Consider the following 15,097-nt stretch of genomic DNA (forward strand, 5'->3'; position numbering starts at 1 on the left):
TTATATTTTAAAAAAATTTTACAAAATCATAGGCATAATAACCATAGACAAGCCTTGAGATCTTACAACAAAGGCCAAATTAGATTCATTAACATCTAAAGTAAATTTCTCTTCTTCTATAGAGGTTAAGAAATCAAGTAGATGTTTTATTTTTATAGTTAAGTTAAATTCTTCACTCACATTTGTTTGAATTTCAAGTTCAGTTTTTGCTTCCATATTATCTAAGCTTATACCTTCAAAGATAATTTTGTCTTTATTAAAATGAAGTTTCATTTTTTCAGTTACAACACTGATTTTTCTAAGACTATCTATGAAATTTTCAGTTGAAAATTCAAGACTTTGTTTGAATTCTTTAGGAATAACTTTTTCATAATCTGGGAATTTATCGTTGATAAGTTTAGTAAAGAATTCAAAATTGTCATTTTTAGCGATAAGCATATTTTGATCATAATAAATTTCTATTTTTTCATAAAAAAGTTTTTGCATTTCCATAATGGCTTTTTTAGGGATACTAATAGAAAATTCTTGAGGGTTTGTTTTTTCAAGAGTATAAACAGCAAGGCGTCTAGTATCAGTTCCAACAAAATTGATTTTGTCTGTTTTTATATCTAAAAATGCACCATTTAAAGAGTATTTTGGGTTATTTGTATCGATGCTTGGTAAGATTTTTTTAAGAGAACGACTTAAATCACTTGAATCAATATCAAATTGATTTTTTCCTTCGGTTTTTGGAAAATTAGGAAAATCTTCATAATTAAACATAGGCAATTTATATTTGGTTCTTTTTTGTCTGATAAATAAGAAATTATCTATAGTTTCTAAAACTACTTCTTCATTATTTAAACTTTTAACAACATCAGCTATACTTTTTGCATTTGCTGTTGCAAAGCCACTATCTTCAACGCGAATTTTTCTGATTTTATAATTAATGCCTATTTCAAAATCACTTGCTTTTATGATGAGTTTATCTTCTTCAGCTTGAAAAAGTAGATGTGAAGTGATTGTGCTAGCATCTTTTTTTTCTACATAGGCATTACATAAAAGTATTGCTGATTCAAGAGTATTTTTGTTGATACTGAGTTTCATTTTTTCTCCTTGCTTTTATTTAATTTTAAATTCGTTGTAATAATAAGTCTGTTGAAATTGTGAAATTTTTTAGAAAAAAATCATTAAATTTGTATTTTACCATACTTTGCTTAATTCTATTTTTTTCACATACCCTTTTTATTTTTTTCACATTTTTTCACTTAAATTTGACTTTTAGCTAAAATTTTATTCTTTAATTCTTCAATTTTTATTTTAATTTCATTATTTTCTTCCATTAATTCTTTTATTTTTTTCACACTATGTGAAATGGCTGTATGATCTTTCATCATAAAAAAATTAGCCAATTGTGAAAAAGTAAGGCTAGTAAGTTCCCTCGATAGGTAAATTGCTATACGTCTAGCTGTAACTACATTTTGCGTTTTTTTATTTGATTTCACATCACTTGGCTTGATGTTAAATTCTTTACAAACTAAGGTTAAAATATCTTCTATGCTGATATTTTCTTTTTTTTCTTTGATGTGATCTTTCATCACGCTTTTTGCAAGCTCGAGTGTGATTTCTTGTCCGACTATATTTGCATAAGCATTTAAACTGATGATAATCCCTTCAATTTCTCGTATATTGTCCCCTAAAGAAGTGGCAATATAGTTTATGATATCACTAGAAAGATTGATATCGTTAAATTCGCATTTTTTTCTTATGATTGCTATTTTAGTATCAAGTTGAGGTGGTGTGATATCTGCGATAATTCCATGAGAAAAACGGCTTTTTAAACGTTCTGTAATGCCCTTTAGCAAATTAGGCGGATTATCTGAAGTCATAATGATTTGCCCATCGTTGTTTTTGATTTCATTAAATATAAAGAAAAATTCTTCCTGAATTTTATCCGTTTTTCCTAAAAACTGCACATCGTCTATGAGTAAAACATCACAGTTTCTATATTTATCGTGAAATTTATCTAAGGAGCCATTTTTTAGATTTGAGGTGAATTCATTGACAAAATTTTCACTTGTAGCGTAGATCACTTTTTTACCCATTTCTAAACTTGCATTACCTACAGCTTGGAGTAAATGCGTTTTACCAAGCCCTGTAGAGCCATAGACAAATATAGGATTATAGAGCTTTCCAAGTTTATCTTTATGTGCAACAGCTCTACAAGCTCCATAAGCGTATTTGTTAGAATCTCCTACTACAAAACTTTCAAAAGTAAAAGAAGGATTTAAAATCGTGCTTTGTGCTTTTATATTTGCTATATCTATTTTTATAGTACTTTTTGTATGTTTTTGATTTTGTGCTTGTATTTTGATATTAGCTTTTATTCCACTTTGCACTTCATAAAAATGTGAAATTTGATGTGCATATTTTGTTTGTATGAATTTAGCGATGAGTTCATTAGGAGCGTTAAAAACTAAAAGATCGGCTTTGCTTTGTTTTTCATTGAATTTTAAAGTAGATATATAATTTTCGTATTCGTTTTCACTTAACTCTTTTTTTAAATTTTGGAGTATATCATTTGGGCTCATCATCTCTCTTTAATTTTAAATGTATAAATTTTATCTTAAATTTTATAAAAAAAGGTTAAAATCTATTTTATTTTAAAGGCAAAAATTGAAAATTTTAGGGATTGATCCAGGTTCAAGAAATTGTGGTTATGCTATCATAGAGGCAAATAAAAACAAAACTATTCTCATAGAAGCAGGGCTTATTAAGATCAAGCCTAGCACCTTGCAGTATCAAATTACCGAGCTTTGTGAGGGTTTAGATCTTATTTTTAAAGCACATCATTTTGATGAGGTGGCTATAGAAGATATCTTTTTTGCTTATAATCCAAAAACCGTTTTAAAACTCGCACAATTTCGCGGGGCTTTGAGTTTAAAAATTTTACAAATTCACGGTGACTTTGCAGAGTACACTCCTTTACAAGTTAAAAAAGCCGTTACAGGAAAAGCAAAAGCGACAAAAGAACAGGTTGCTTTTATGGTAAAAAGACTTTTAGGACTTAGTAAAGAAATCAAACCTTTAGATATCACAGATGCTATAGCAGTTGCTTTAACTCACGCAGCGAATTTAAGAGTAAGAGTATAATTACGCTTAAATTCATACCATATTATTTATAGACTTCTATATTAAAATATAAAAATCTTAGAAATTTTTACTAAAAAACAAAATTTTTATCAAAAAATTTAAAAAGTTGGAACAGAACTTGCTTATAAAATTGCATAAACGCAAATGCGTTAAAAAAGCAATATTTTATAAAGGATTTAATTATGATGAGATCACTTTGGTCCGGAGTAAGCGGACTTCAAGCACATCAAGTAGCTATGGACGTTGAGGGTAATAATATTTCTAACGTTAATACTACAGGTTTTAAGTATTCTCGTGCCGATTTTGGAACGATGTTTAGTCAAACAGTTAAAATTGCTACAACACCAACTGATGGTAGAGGCGGACAAAATCCACTTCAAATTGGACTAGGTGTTTCTGTAAGTTCAACCACAAGAATTCATTCTCAAGGATCAGTTCAAACTACAGATAAAAATACCGACGTTGCGATCAATGGAGATGGCTTTTTTATGGTAAGTGATGATGGTGGTTTGACAAATTACCTTACAAGAAGCGGGGATTTTAAACTTGATTCTCATGGAAACTTTGTTAATAATGCAGGTTATATTGTCCAAGGTTGGAATATAGACTGGAGTACTCAAAGTATAGATTCTTCAAGAAGTCCGCAAAATATTTTTATCGATCCAGGTATGCATATCCCTGCAGCACAATCAACTGAAGTGGCTATCAAAGCAAATCTTAATAGTGGTCTTAGCATAGGAACAGCAAGCAGACCATTGTATTCTTTAGATTCTATCCATGGATATAACAAAAAAACAGGTGAAACCAAAGATGAAAACGATACAGGCACAACTCAGTTTTATACCACTTCAAAAAATGCTATCGATGTAACTGAAAAAGGGGTTGATTGTGCTTCTTTATTTAATGCAAGTGGAACAGGTCTAAATTTAAGAGATGGTCAAGGGATTTGGGTATCTTATGCGGATGCTAAATATGAAACTAATAAAGCAGGTATGAGTGCTTTTGATGAAAATAATCATACAAATCAGACGGCAGCTTTTTGGGGAAATACAGATAATAAAGTTCATTTAAGTATAGTTTTAAATGGAGTAAAAATTGAAAATGAATCTATAGGAAGTATCGATGAAGCGGTAGCTTATATTAATTCTTTTACTGTTCCTAACGATAGCAGACCAGGAACAGGAGTTAAAGCTGTAAAAAGTAAAGATGGTAGCGGTATAGAATTTGTTAATGACAATTCAAACGGCACTACTGACAATATGAAAAATATCAATCTAACCGTTAATAAAGAAAACACAGCTGGTGAAATTTGGACTGCAACTTGGACAGATGGAGCAGATGGAGCAGAAGGTAATTTTACATTTAAAAGTAATAAAACTGATGATAAAACCTTATGGACTGCAGAAACAGTAGCAGGAACAAATATAACAAAAGGTGGAGATACTAAAAAACAAGTTATCACTGCTCATAAGTATATCTATAGTTCTTCAGCTCAAGATCTTCCTCCTATGTATAATCCTGATGGTGGAAATGGATATAAACCTGGAGCTGCTAATCAAGCTCCAACCGATCCTGCTTCTAAAAATTATTATAATGCTGTGCATGATGGAGCTTTGCTTAATACTGATGAAAGGGTATTTCATTCTACTGAAGATTTAAGAGAACTTTTGCAAAGAGATGCAAGATATGGGGTTGATTATGATGGAAGTGGAGATTTTGCGGCATCTGATGTTAATGAAGGCGTTAAAGTAGTAGTCAATGATTCTGGTGCTTTTTCTATCACAAATCCTAATGAAACTAGCCAAAGTCCAAATTTATCAGCAGGTGGCCCAACTTTAGATTTTACCGCTCATAATATGAGTTTTAATGTAACTTCTTATACAGATAGTTTAGGTAAGGTAAGCACTAATGATGCTTTTACTAAGATCTTTAAAGGTCTTGATGGAGTTTTCCCTGCAGGAAACCAAGTAAAACAAAGCGAACTTTTAAAACTAAGTTCTTTTTCAGCTGGACTTGAAATTTATGACTCTTTAGGATCTAAACATACCTTAGAAGTGCAATTTGTAAAACAAAGCACCACTCAAGATGGAGGTAATGAATGGCAAATGATCATCCGTGTTCCAGAACCTGCCGAGATCAACACTACAGGTGAAGGTCCTAGTAACATCGTTGTAGGAACTGCAAGATTTAACAATGATGGATCTTTATCTTCTTATAATCCAAGAACGTTAAATTTCTCACCAAACAATGGTGCAGCACCAAATCAACAAATCAAACTCAGCTTTGGAACAAGCGGAAGTAATGACGGCCTTGTAAGCTCAAACTCTGCTTCAGCTTTAACAAGTCAAGCAACTGATGGTTATACTTCAGGAAACTTAAAACCTGATGCACTTCGTGTAGATGATAAAGGAAATATTTTAGGTGAATTTACAAACGGTATGACTTTTGCTGTAGCAAAAATGGCTATGGCTTCTGTGGCAAATAACTCAGGTCTTGAAGAAATCGGCGGAAACCTTTATAAGGTAACTGCAAATAGTGGGGATATCGTAGTAGGTGAAGCTGGAACAGGTGGTCGCGGTGATATGAAAACTTCAGCTCTTGAAATGTCAAACGTGGATTTGAGTCGTTCTTTAACAGAACTTATCATCATCCAAAGAGGTTATCAAGCAAACTCTAAAACGATTTCAACTAGTGATCAAATGCTTCAAACTTTGATTCAGTTGAAACAATAATTTTTATGATCTTTTTAATTCTTTATAAATTTTCCCACTTTTTGTGGGAAAACTCGCTTATGAGAGCAAATCTTGCTTTACAAGTCTATTTTGGTAGATTTGTAATACTGGATTAGACTTGACTGCCTTCAAGATTATTGCTAACTCGCTCTTTTTTGAGTGAGTTGCAATTAATTTTGAAAATTATCAAATTTAGAATTTATCTTTTTTAGAATTTATTCTTAAAAACTATCCTTACTTAATACAAGTTAAGATTTTAAATTTTTGCAAGAATGAAATTTGCTATAATTTGAATTTTTAATTTATCACAAGGAAAAATAAATGCGTTATGGCGAAAAAGAAATCAAAGAATTTAATGTAGATAATATGGAAATTTGGCCTAATGATGCTAAAAATGACTATATCATAAAGATCACTTTACCTGAATTCATGTGCTGTTGTCCTAGGAGTGGTTATCCTGATTTTGCGACAATATATCTTGAGTATATGCCAGATAAATTTGTGGTAGAACTTAAGGCTATAAAACTTTATATCAATACTTTCATGCATAGAAATGTTTCACATGAAGCAAGTATCAATGAAATTTACAGCACCTTAAAAGACAAACTCAAGCCAAAATGGATCAAAGTTGTAGGGGATTTCAATCCACGCGGAAATGTGCATACAGTTATAGAATGTCGCAGTGATATGGTGGTGCCTAAAAATGAGTAAAATATTCACAATTCTTAGCAAAAACTAAAAATTTGTGTTTAAAAATTATGATATTAAATATTAAAATTATATAATTAATATAATCTAAAATATTGTTTAGATTATAATATTAAATATTTTAAAGGAAAAAATATGAAAAAGACATTATTAAGCGTAGCTGTTGGCACTTGTTTATTTACAAATTTGGCTTTAGCTGATGAAAATTCAGGCTTTTTTATGGGAATGGATGCGGCTTGGATACATACTCAAGTAAAAGGGGATCTCAAGCACAATAAAACGGGTTTAACTTTTAATGGAGATGTGTCAGGTAATCTTCCAGCTTTTGGTTTAAGAGCAGGCTATCGTTTCAATGAATCACATAGAATTTATGCCGCTTATAATTATTCTGATGAATTTAATGATTTGATTAAAACTCCAAGAATTCAAATAGAGGGTGATTTTACTACACATAAGTTTTTATTGGGTTATGATTTTACTCCAAAACTTTTTGAAAAAACAAGAGCGGTTTTGGGTGTATATTCTGGATATGCAAAAACCAATATTGATCTTAAAACAACATTTTTATCTTTATCTCAAGACTTTGATGGTTTTGTTTATGGAGCTAAAATCGGTGCTATATACGAGCTAACTCCACGTAATGAAATAGAATTGGGTTTTAAAGCAGAACAAATAAACTATAATTCTAGAAATTTTCATACAAGTAAAATCGGATCCAATTTTTATGATCCTACACAAAGAAATTACGGGATATATTTAGGTTATGCCTATAAATTCTAAGCGAAAAAATGTCGCTTTTTTAGGTGCCGGATCTATAGCAAATAAGATCGCACCTATGTTAAAACAAGCAGGATTTCACCCTTATGCGGTGGGATCCTTAAGCCGTGCGAAGGATTTTGCCTTGATGCACGGTTTTGAAAAATTTTATACAAATTATGAAGAATTACTCAAAGATCAAAATATCGATCTTGTTTATATCAATACTCCGCATTCTTTGCACTATGAGCATATAAAACTTTGCCTTGAAAATCATAAAAATGTTCTTTGTGAAAAATCTTTTACCTTAAATTTCAAACAGGCTAAAGAGCTTGTGGAATTAGCAAGAGCTAAAAATTTACTTTTGGCTGAAGCTATTTGGACACGTTATATGCCTTATATAGACATAATCAAAGATCTTTTAGCTAAAGATTTGATCGGTGAAATAGTCAGTATAGAGGCAAATTTAGCTTACAATGTCAAACATAAAAACCGCATAACAAGTTTAGAGCTTGGAGGCGGTGCCTTACTCGATGTAGGAGTTTATACGCTTAATTTCGCACTTAGTTTTTTAAAAGATGAAATTAAAAATGTGATCGCAACTTGTAAAAAAATGCCTAGCGGTGTGGATGAAAGTAATGGGATTATTTTGGAATTTGACACAGGTGCTTTTGCTTTTTTAAATTCAAGCGTAACTGCTATAAGTGATAGAAAAGGCGTTATAAATGGAACGAAAGGTTATATTTGTGTCGATAATATCAACAATCCTAGTCTTATAAAAGTTTATGATAAGGAAAGAAAGTTGATAAAAGATTGTGTAGTGCCGACTCAAATCAATGGCTTTGAGTATGAATTTCAAGCCTGTTTTAAAGCTTTAGAGCAAAATAAAATAGAATGCGATGCAATGAATCATGAAGAAATCTTAAAAATGATGAATTTGATGGATAGAGTGCGTGAAAAAATGGGTGTGAAATTTACCAGTGAGTGATCAACCACCACCAATAAAATATTTTTCTACATCATCAAGCAATTTTTCACAAATTCTTGATTCTGTACTTTTTTCAACAACGAGATTGATATAAGTCTTTGTATCTCTAAAACTTCCAGCTGATTTTGAATTTTCGCGAGTGAGTTTTTGATTGTCTTTTGTGTATTCTATAACGATATTAAATTTAAGCGCAGCACTCGCTTCGCCTAAATTGGTTTTAATCAAAACATTCATTTGGGAAGCTTTGGTTAGAGTTGCTTGAGTTTTATTGATAATCTCTTTAAAGCGTTGGCAAGAACGAACCAAAGAAGAGATGAATTTATTATCAAGCCCTTCATAAGCAACTTTGAGTTTATTTTTGATATCTTTAGTGCTTTCTTTTTCAGGAGCGACAAAAACCATATAAAAACCATTTTTAATTTGAACATTGTCGCTTTTTGCATCACGTCCGCTAGACATTACCTTGACATAAATTGCATTATCAAGATAGACACGATCGATCATAGGACCATAAATTTCATATTCTTTTTTACGAACGATAACTTCTCTTGCTAGAACATTGAGCTTGACATTAGCTTCATGGATTATTGGTTCCATTTCTTTTTTGATTTCAAGTAATTCTTTTAACATAAAAAAAATCCTTCTTTTGTTAAATACTTCTATAACTGATTTTGAAATATTCCTAAAAATATCAAAATATTAAAAAGTTTTGTATTAATTATATCACATTTATTTTTACGAACTAATTTACTATATCGTTTTTATGAGAATTTATTTTATACCTAGAAAAGCTTGTAAAGGTTAAAATTATAAAAAATGGTGGCTCCGATTGGACTTGAACCAACGACCACTACCATGTCAAGGTAGTGCTCTACCAACTGAGCTACGGAACCAATGGTGGAGCATAGCGGGTTCGAACCGCTGACCCCAACGCTGCCAGCGTTGTGCTCTCCCAGCTGAGCTAATGCCCCTTAAAAATTTGAATTATAATAAAATATTACTTTTTTTTGCCTGAAAATTTAAGTGAAAATTAAATTTTTATGATTTTTATCGGATTAAGATTTCTTTTTGGTTTAATTCTAATTGTTTAGAATAATAGAAATATTTTACCAAAACCAGTAATATTTGGCAGACAGGAAGGGATTCGAACCCTCGAAAGCTTGCACTTTACACGCGTTCCAGGCGTGCTCCTTCAACCGCTCGGACACCTGTCTAAAAGCGTTATTATAGCTAAAATTTTCTATGATAAAGAAAAATTTTAGAAAAAAAAGTTATAATTTTGACTTAAAAACTTTTGTCAGGGTAGCTCAGCTGGTTAGAGCGCTGGTCTCATAAGCCGGAGGTCGGGAGTTCAAGTCTCCCCCTTGACACCATTTAAATCTACATTTATACAATCATGTGTGATTTTTTTAGGATTTTGGTAATTTTTTGTTTGCAATGTTTTATAAATATTGATTCATTTTATATAGTTTTGCTTGTTTTTAGATAATTTATACTAAAAAATACCCAATGGAAAAAAATATCATTTTAGAAAATAATTTATATTTAGAAAAATTTTTCTCACATTTAAAAATAGATAAAGAATTGGTTTATAAAATCATTTGTGAAAATACAAAAACTTTTATTTATCAAACTCCGCATAAAATAAAACAAGTTAAAGATTGTAAATATAAAAATAAAACGATTTATGAGTACAAACTAAAACTGCCTAAGCAAGCTTATCGTTTGGCGTATATTTTTGATGGAGATGATATTAGGATTTTTTATATTTCCAAGACTTTGATTAAGGCTGATTTTACAAAAGAAATAGCAAAAGTAGTGTAATGATACAAAATAAAGATTTTATTCAAATTTGTTTTAAAAATTTAAAGCAAATTGATCCCTTGGATATTTTAATTTTTCAAACTTCAAAAAAAGACAGAGCTATAAAAGTTCAAAAAATATCAGATGAAAGATTCAATGTTTTTGAGGAAGGTTTCTTTTGTAAAGAATTTTTAAATTTGGATGATAAAGAACTCAAAAAAATTCTAAAGCAACTTCAAAAAATAGAATTTCCAAGATCGAATCAACTTTGGCTGAAAATAGTTAAAAATAAATAATAAACATATAATTATAATTAAGGCTATTTAAATTTTTAGATATTAAAACAATTTTGTTTTTATATCAAGAATAATAAGCTTATTTTGAATTTGATTTATCTTTAAAAATCACCCAAGCCATTCCAAAAAAACCAACAATTACAACAATAGATACAAAAATAATTTCAAAAATATCTAAACTTGTCAAGATGTTTTTATCCTTTCTTTTAATTGTCCACAAGCGGCCGAAATATCAAGTCCTTTGCTCTCTCTTATGGTGCAAGTTACGCCTTTTTGGCTGAGTAAATCTTGAAATTTGATAGCATTTTCTAATTTAGGACGCTGGTATAAACTTCCTTCGTGTGGATTAAAAAGTATTAAATTGACTTTTGCTTTAATACCATTTAGAAGTTTGACTAATTCTTTAGCGTGCTCGATTTTGTCATTAATACCATCGATCAAGAGATACTCAAACATAACTCTTTTTCTTTGATCTATAGGAAATTTTCTTACAGCTTCCATTATCGTAGCTATGTTGTAAGCTTTATTGATCGGCATTAATTCTGTGCGAAGTTCATCATTTACCGCATGGAGCGATATGGCAAGAAGTACTCCTAAATTCATTTCTCCCAGCTCTTTGATTTGTTTAGCTAGACCACTTGTGCTGATGGTTTGCCTACGGGGACTGATGGCTAAGCCGTCGTTACAAGAGAGTATTTTAACAGCTTTAGCGACATTTTTAAGATTATCAAGTGGTTCTCCCATACCCATATAAACTATATTGATTCTTCTTTCATAGGGAATTTGATTGTCTTTTTTTATGTAAAGAATTTGGGCAACTATTTCACCTGCACTAAGATTTCTTTTAAGCCCTCCTTTTGCAGTTAGACAAAAACTACATCCACTTTTACAACCTACTTGAGATGAGACGCAGATTGTAAATTTTGCATGAGCTATTCTTTTACCTTTTTCGTCAAATTTTTCTTTTTTCATAGGTAGCAAAACACTTTCTATACGTAAGCCATCTTTTAATTCAAAAAGATATTTTATACTTCCATCTTTACTTTTTTCTTTGAAAATACATTTTAAGGCATCAAAATAATAGCTTTTATTCAATTCTTCTCTCAAATTTTTAGGTAAAGAACTCATTTCTAAGAAGTTATCGGCATATTTTTGATAAATCCATTGATAAATTTGTTTCACACGAAACATTGGTTGAATTTTATCTTCTAATTCTTCAGGAAGAAAATCTAAAATATTAATCAAATTTTGCAAATAGATTTCCTTGTTAAATATAATGATTTTCTTTTAGATAGCTTTCTAATTTTTCTTTAGCTTTTTTATGATTTTTTAGAAAATCTTCATGTGCGTTTTCATTGCAAAAATTTGTTGCACATAAAATACATTTTGCTGAAATATTGAATTTTTTAGCGACGCTAAAAACAGCAAAAGCTTCCATATTTTCAAAATCTAGTCCAAAATCAGCCAATTTTTTAGCAGCAGAAGAATTTTGACAAATATAATTTGAAGAGTTAATTTTATAAGATGTTTCCTGTGAAACATTTTTAATATTTGATTCAAAACTAATCTCATTAAGTGCCGGAGTATAAAAATTTTCACTGATTTGGGAATATTCTACATTGAAAACATGAGAACTTTCATAAATGCCAAAAATTTCTCCTTTATCATAAATTCCGCAGCTTCCTATAAAGATTAAATTATCTGGTTTTTCTTTAATGCAAAGTTCGGTTAAATTAATACCTGATTCTATGAGACCGACTCCTATACTGTTAGCAAAAGAAAAATTTTCATTACCACCTGCACAAACTATCATTAATTTCTATCCTTTTAAATATTTTTAGAGAATTTTATCCAAATAAGACTTAAAATTAAGAATTCTTAGGTAAAATAAAAAGTTATTATGATAAAAGCAAAAAAACATTATGGACAAAATTTTTTAAACGATAAAAGTATATTAGATAAAATCACTCAAGCCATACCCAATGGTGTGAAGAATATAATAGAAATTGGGCCTGGCTTAGGTGATTTAACGCAAGAGCTTTTGAAAATTTCTAATGTAAAAGCGTATGAGATTGATTCTGATCTTATACCTATTTTGCAAAATAGATTTCAAAAAGAATTAGAGTGCGGAAAGCTTAATTTGATTCATAAGGATGCAAATGAAATTGCATATCTTGATGAAAAAAAGTATTTTTTAGTTGCTAATTTACCTTACTATATAGCAAGTCATTTGATTTTGAAAGTTTTAGAAGATCAAAATTGCTCAGGTTTGATAGTAATGGTTCAAAAAGAAATGGCATTAAAATTTTGTGCTAAATGCGGAGAAAAAGATTTTTCGGCTTTAGGGATTTTAAGTGCTGTAATTTGTGATTGTGAAATACTTTTTGATGTTAGTCCTGAATATTTTTCTCCACCGCCAAAAGTGATGTCTGCGGTGATAAAAATGACTAAATTTAGGGAATACAAAGACTTTTGCCATATTGAAACTTTTAAGAGATTTTTAAAAGAATGTTTCAAATCTCCAAGAAAGCAACTTATAGGGAATTTAAAAAATCATAAGTTGAAATTAGAAGAGATTTTCCAAGAGTTGGAACTTAAATCAAACTCAAGACCACATGAAATTTGCGTTGATTCTTACCTTAAAATTTACGAGAAAGTAAAGGAAGAATATGAACGAGAACAACAATGAAAATAATGAAAATTTAGCAAATTCTAAGTCAAAAAAAAATAGATATTATAAATTTAAAAATCGTAAAAAAAAGACAACTGATTCTACGATAGATGAACATATCGAGAATTCTAAAAATGAAAATTCTAATATCAAAAATTCAAATGAAAATGCTAATTTTAAAAATTCTGAAAATACAGAAGAGCCAAAAGAAAAAAGAAAAAAGAAAAATCGTAATCTCCCAGCTAAGCTTATGGGAAATGAAGATTGGCAAATTGCTCTTGCAGAATGCATAGAGGCCAATCGTGTTTCACATGAAAACCGCTTACATCCTTTAAAGTATAATAACTCAAGTGATCATAAAATCCGCATTACTCCTCTTGGGGGACTTGGTGAAATCGGTGGAAATGTTAGTGTTTTTGAAACTAACAATGATGCTATTATTGTAGATCTTGGCATGAGTTTTCCAGATGGAACGATGCACGGAGTGGATATTATTATCCCTGATTTTGATTATGTTAGGAAGATTAAAGATAAAATTCGTGGTATTATCATAACACATGCACACGAAGATCATATTGGTGCTGTCCCTTATTTTTTTAAAGAATTTCAATTTCCTATTTATGCAACGCCTTTAGCACTTGGAATGATTTCAAATAAATTTGAAGAACACGGCTTAAAAGCTGAACGTAAATGGTTCCGTCCTGTAGAAAAACGCAAAGTATATGAAATAGGTGAATTTGATATAGAGTGGATACATATCACGCATTCTATTATCGATGCTTCAGCTCTAGCGATTAAAACTAAAGCTGGAACGATTATCCATACAGGAGATTTTAAAATCGATCAAACTCCAATCGATGGTTATCCAAGTGATTTAAATCGTTTGGCTTATTATGGAGAAGAAGGAGTTTTATGCCTTTTAAGTGATAGTACCAACTCTTATAAAGAAGGCTATACTAAAAGTGAAAGTTCAGTAGGTCCAACCTTTGATCAAATTTTTTCTAAAACCAAGGGTAGAGTGATTATGAGTACCTTTAGTTCAAATATTCATCGTATTTATCAAGCCATCACCTATGGTTTAAAATATGGTAGAAAAGTTTGTGTTATAGGTCGTTCTATGGAAAGAAACCTTTATACGACTATGGAATTAGGTTATATTAAGCTAGATCGTAAAATTTTTATCGATGCAGATGAAGTAAGTAAGTTTAAGGACAATGAAGTTCTCATAGTAACTACAGGCAGTCAAGGCGAGACTATGAGTGCACTTTATAGAATGGCAACCGATGAACATAAATTTATCAAGATTAAACCTACAGATCAAATCATCATTTCTGCTAAGGCGATTCCAGGTAATGAAGCTAATGTTTCGGCTGTGCTTGATTATCTTTTAAAAGCGGGAGCTAAGGTTGCGTATCAAGAATTTAGTGAAATTCATGTAAGTGGCCATGCAAGTATAGAAGAACAAAAGCTAATGCTAACTCTTACAAAACCTAAATTTTTCTTACCAGTGCATGGAGAATATAATCACATCTTAAAGCATAAAGAAACGGCTATGAAATGTGGGGTTTCAGAAAGAAATATCTATCTTATGAGTGATGGGGATCAGGTTGAAATTTGTCAAAAATACATCAAACGTGTTAAAACGGTTAAAACAGGAAAAGTATTTGTCGATAATCAAATCAATAAACAAATTGCCGATGATGTTGTAATCGATCGTCAAAATTTAGCAGATAATGGTATAGTTGTGATCATTGCTCAGCTTGATAAGGCAACAAAAACTCTTATTAATAAACCTAGAGTTTTTAGCTATGGTCTTGTAGCAGATAAACAAGATCACGCTTTTTCTAAAGAAATGGCAGATATTTTGAGTCAATTTTTTGCCAATGTCAAAGATGAGGTTTTAAACGATCCAAGATTTTTAGAAAACCAAATTCGTCAAGTGCTTAGAAAGCATATTTTTAGAAAAATTAAAAAATATCCGACTATAGTTCCTACTATTTTTGTGATGTAA

Annotated in this window: 14 protein-coding genes and 4 tRNA genes; 10 read left to right on the forward strand and 8 right to left on the reverse strand. The window is 30.5% G+C overall.

The window, feature by feature from the left end; all coding sequences use genetic code 11:
• Positions 1 to 18 precede the first annotated feature (18 nt).
• On the reverse strand, positions 19 to 1,086 hold the full coding sequence (gene dnaN, locus CQA69_RS03825) for a DNA polymerase III subunit beta (RefSeq protein WP_137620507.1): 1,068 nt from the start codon (positions 1,084 to 1,086) through the stop codon (positions 19 to 21).
• Between the two features lie 161 nt (positions 1,087 to 1,247).
• Positions 1,248 to 2,570, reverse strand: coding sequence for a chromosomal replication initiator protein DnaA (gene dnaA / locus CQA69_RS03830; protein WP_137620508.1), 1,323 nt, complete (start codon positions 2,568 to 2,570; stop codon positions 1,248 to 1,250).
• A gap of 85 nt (positions 2,571 to 2,655) precedes the next feature.
• Here dnaA and ruvC point away from each other — a divergent pair, with 85 nt between their 5' ends.
• From ruvC to CQA69_RS03855, 5 genes are all read left to right on the forward strand, one after another.
• Positions 2,656 to 3,132: a crossover junction endodeoxyribonuclease RuvC gene (gene ruvC / locus CQA69_RS03835; protein ID WP_137620509.1), complete on the forward strand. Its 477-nt coding sequence runs from the start codon at positions 2,656 to 2,658 to the stop codon at positions 3,130 to 3,132.
• Between the two features lie 182 nt (positions 3,133 to 3,314).
• Positions 3,315 to 5,864 (forward strand): flagellar hook protein FlgE, encoded by a 2,550-nt coding sequence (gene flgE / locus CQA69_RS03840; RefSeq protein WP_137620510.1) that lies wholly within the window; start codon positions 3,315 to 3,317, stop codon positions 5,862 to 5,864.
• Between the two features lie 321 nt (positions 5,865 to 6,185).
• Entirely contained in the window at positions 6,186 to 6,575 is a 390-nt protein-coding gene (queF, locus tag CQA69_RS03845) for a preQ(1) synthase (protein WP_137620511.1), read from the forward strand.
• Between the two features lie 132 nt (positions 6,576 to 6,707).
• On the forward strand, positions 6,708 to 7,352 hold the full coding sequence (locus CQA69_RS03850; protein WP_137620512.1) for an outer membrane beta-barrel protein: 645 nt from the start codon (positions 6,708 to 6,710) through the stop codon (positions 7,350 to 7,352).
• On the forward strand, positions 7,336 to 8,316 hold the full coding sequence (locus tag CQA69_RS03855; protein ID WP_137620513.1) for a Gfo/Idh/MocA family protein: 981 nt from the start codon (positions 7,336 to 7,338) through the stop codon (positions 8,314 to 8,316). The genes CQA69_RS03850 and CQA69_RS03855 overlap by 17 nt, the downstream gene beginning before the upstream one ends.
• Here CQA69_RS03855 and CQA69_RS03860 read toward each other — a convergent pair whose 3' ends face one another.
• The 4 genes from CQA69_RS03860 to CQA69_RS03875 form a co-directional block, all read right to left on the reverse strand.
• Complete coding sequence (locus CQA69_RS03860) at positions 8,317 to 8,946, reverse strand: hypothetical protein (RefSeq protein WP_137620514.1); 630 nt, start codon at positions 8,944 to 8,946, stop codon at positions 8,317 to 8,319.
• Positions 8,947 to 9,133: 187 nt separating this feature from the next.
• A tRNA-Val gene (locus CQA69_RS03865) sits at positions 9,134 to 9,209 on the reverse strand.
• 2 nt (positions 9,210 to 9,211) lie between these two features.
• Positions 9,212 to 9,287: transfer RNA gene (locus CQA69_RS03870), tRNA-Ala, on the reverse strand.
• Positions 9,288 to 9,442: 155 nt separating this feature from the next.
• Positions 9,443 to 9,530, reverse strand: a tRNA-Ser gene (locus tag CQA69_RS03875).
• 82 nt (positions 9,531 to 9,612) lie between these two features.
• Between CQA69_RS03875 and CQA69_RS03880 the strand changes: the two genes are divergently transcribed.
• The 3 genes from CQA69_RS03880 to CQA69_RS03890 all read left to right on the forward strand — a co-directional run bounded on the left by CQA69_RS03880 (position 9,613) and on the right by CQA69_RS03890 (position 10,415).
• Positions 9,613 to 9,689, forward strand: a tRNA-Met gene (locus CQA69_RS03880).
• A gap of 136 nt (positions 9,690 to 9,825) precedes the next feature.
• Positions 9,826 to 10,140, forward strand: a complete 315-nt coding sequence (locus CQA69_RS03885) for a hypothetical protein (RefSeq protein WP_137620515.1) — start codon at positions 9,826 to 9,828, stop codon at positions 10,138 to 10,140.
• Entirely contained in the window at positions 10,140 to 10,415 is a 276-nt protein-coding gene (locus CQA69_RS03890) for a hypothetical protein (RefSeq protein WP_212741625.1), read from the forward strand. The genes CQA69_RS03885 and CQA69_RS03890 overlap by 1 nt, the downstream gene beginning before the upstream one ends.
• A 183-nt stretch (positions 10,416 to 10,598) precedes the next feature.
• On the opposite strand, the gene rlmN is transcribed toward CQA69_RS03890, so the two are convergent.
• Positions 10,599 to 11,669, reverse strand: a complete 1,071-nt coding sequence (rlmN, locus tag CQA69_RS03895; RefSeq protein WP_137620516.1) for a 23S rRNA (adenine(2503)-C(2))-methyltransferase RlmN — start codon at positions 11,667 to 11,669, stop codon at positions 10,599 to 10,601.
• Between the two features lie 13 nt (positions 11,670 to 11,682).
• A complete protein-coding gene (locus tag CQA69_RS03900) occupies positions 11,683 to 12,228 on the reverse strand; it encodes a phosphorylase family protein (protein WP_137620517.1) in 546 nt (181 codons plus the stop codon).
• A gap of 87 nt (positions 12,229 to 12,315) precedes the next feature.
• Between CQA69_RS03900 and rsmA the strand changes: the two genes are divergently transcribed.
• Entirely contained in the window at positions 12,316 to 13,104 is a 789-nt protein-coding gene (gene rsmA, locus CQA69_RS03905) for a 16S rRNA (adenine(1518)-N(6)/adenine(1519)-N(6))-dimethyltransferase RsmA (RefSeq protein ID WP_137620518.1), read from the forward strand.
• On the forward strand, positions 13,085 to 15,097 hold the full coding sequence (locus CQA69_RS03910) for a ribonuclease J (protein WP_137620519.1): 2,013 nt from the start codon (positions 13,085 to 13,087) through the stop codon (positions 15,095 to 15,097). Before rsmA ends, CQA69_RS03910 begins: the two co-directional genes overlap by 20 nt.

Origin of the sequence: Campylobacter estrildidarum, assembly GCF_005406205.1 — a bacterium.
GTDB lineage: Bacteria > Campylobacterota > Campylobacteria > Campylobacterales > Campylobacteraceae > Campylobacter_D > Campylobacter_D estrildidarum.

What these genes read in the sequence shown, in the direction of transcription:
- dnaN (WP_137620507.1), bottom strand. Translation starts at nt 1,086, where the DNA reads ATGAAACTCAGTATCAACAAAAATACTCTTGAATCAGCAATACTTTTA.
- dnaA (WP_137620508.1), bottom strand. Translation starts at nt 2,570, where the DNA reads ATGAGCCCAAATGATATACTCCAAAATTTAAAAAAAGAGTTAAGTGAA.
- flgE (WP_137620510.1), top strand. Translation starts at nt 3,315, where the DNA reads ATGATGAGATCACTTTGGTCCGGAGTAAGCGGACTTCAAGCACATCAA.
- queF (WP_137620511.1), top strand. Translation starts at nt 6,186, where the DNA reads ATGCGTTATGGCGAAAAAGAAATCAAAGAATTTAATGTAGATAATATG.
- CQA69_RS03850 (WP_137620512.1), top strand. Translation starts at nt 6,708, where the DNA reads ATGAAAAAGACATTATTAAGCGTAGCTGTTGGCACTTGTTTATTTACA.
- CQA69_RS03855 (WP_137620513.1), top strand. Translation starts at nt 7,336, where the DNA reads ATGCCTATAAATTCTAAGCGAAAAAATGTCGCTTTTTTAGGTGCCGGA.
- CQA69_RS03860 (WP_137620514.1), bottom strand. Translation starts at nt 8,946, where the DNA reads ATGTTAAAAGAATTACTTGAAATCAAAAAAGAAATGGAACCAATAATC.
- CQA69_RS03885 (WP_137620515.1), top strand. Translation starts at nt 9,826, where the DNA reads ATGGAAAAAAATATCATTTTAGAAAATAATTTATATTTAGAAAAATTT.
- CQA69_RS03890 (WP_212741625.1), top strand. Translation starts at nt 10,140, where the DNA reads ATGATACAAAATAAAGATTTTATTCAAATTTGTTTTAAAAATTTAAAG.
- CQA69_RS03900 (WP_137620517.1), bottom strand. Translation starts at nt 12,228, where the DNA reads ATGATAGTTTGTGCAGGTGGTAATGAAAATTTTTCTTTTGCTAACAGT.
- rsmA (WP_137620518.1), top strand. Translation starts at nt 12,316, where the DNA reads ATGATAAAAGCAAAAAAACATTATGGACAAAATTTTTTAAACGATAAA.
- CQA69_RS03910 (WP_137620519.1), top strand. Translation starts at nt 13,085, where the DNA reads ATGAACGAGAACAACAATGAAAATAATGAAAATTTAGCAAATTCTAAG.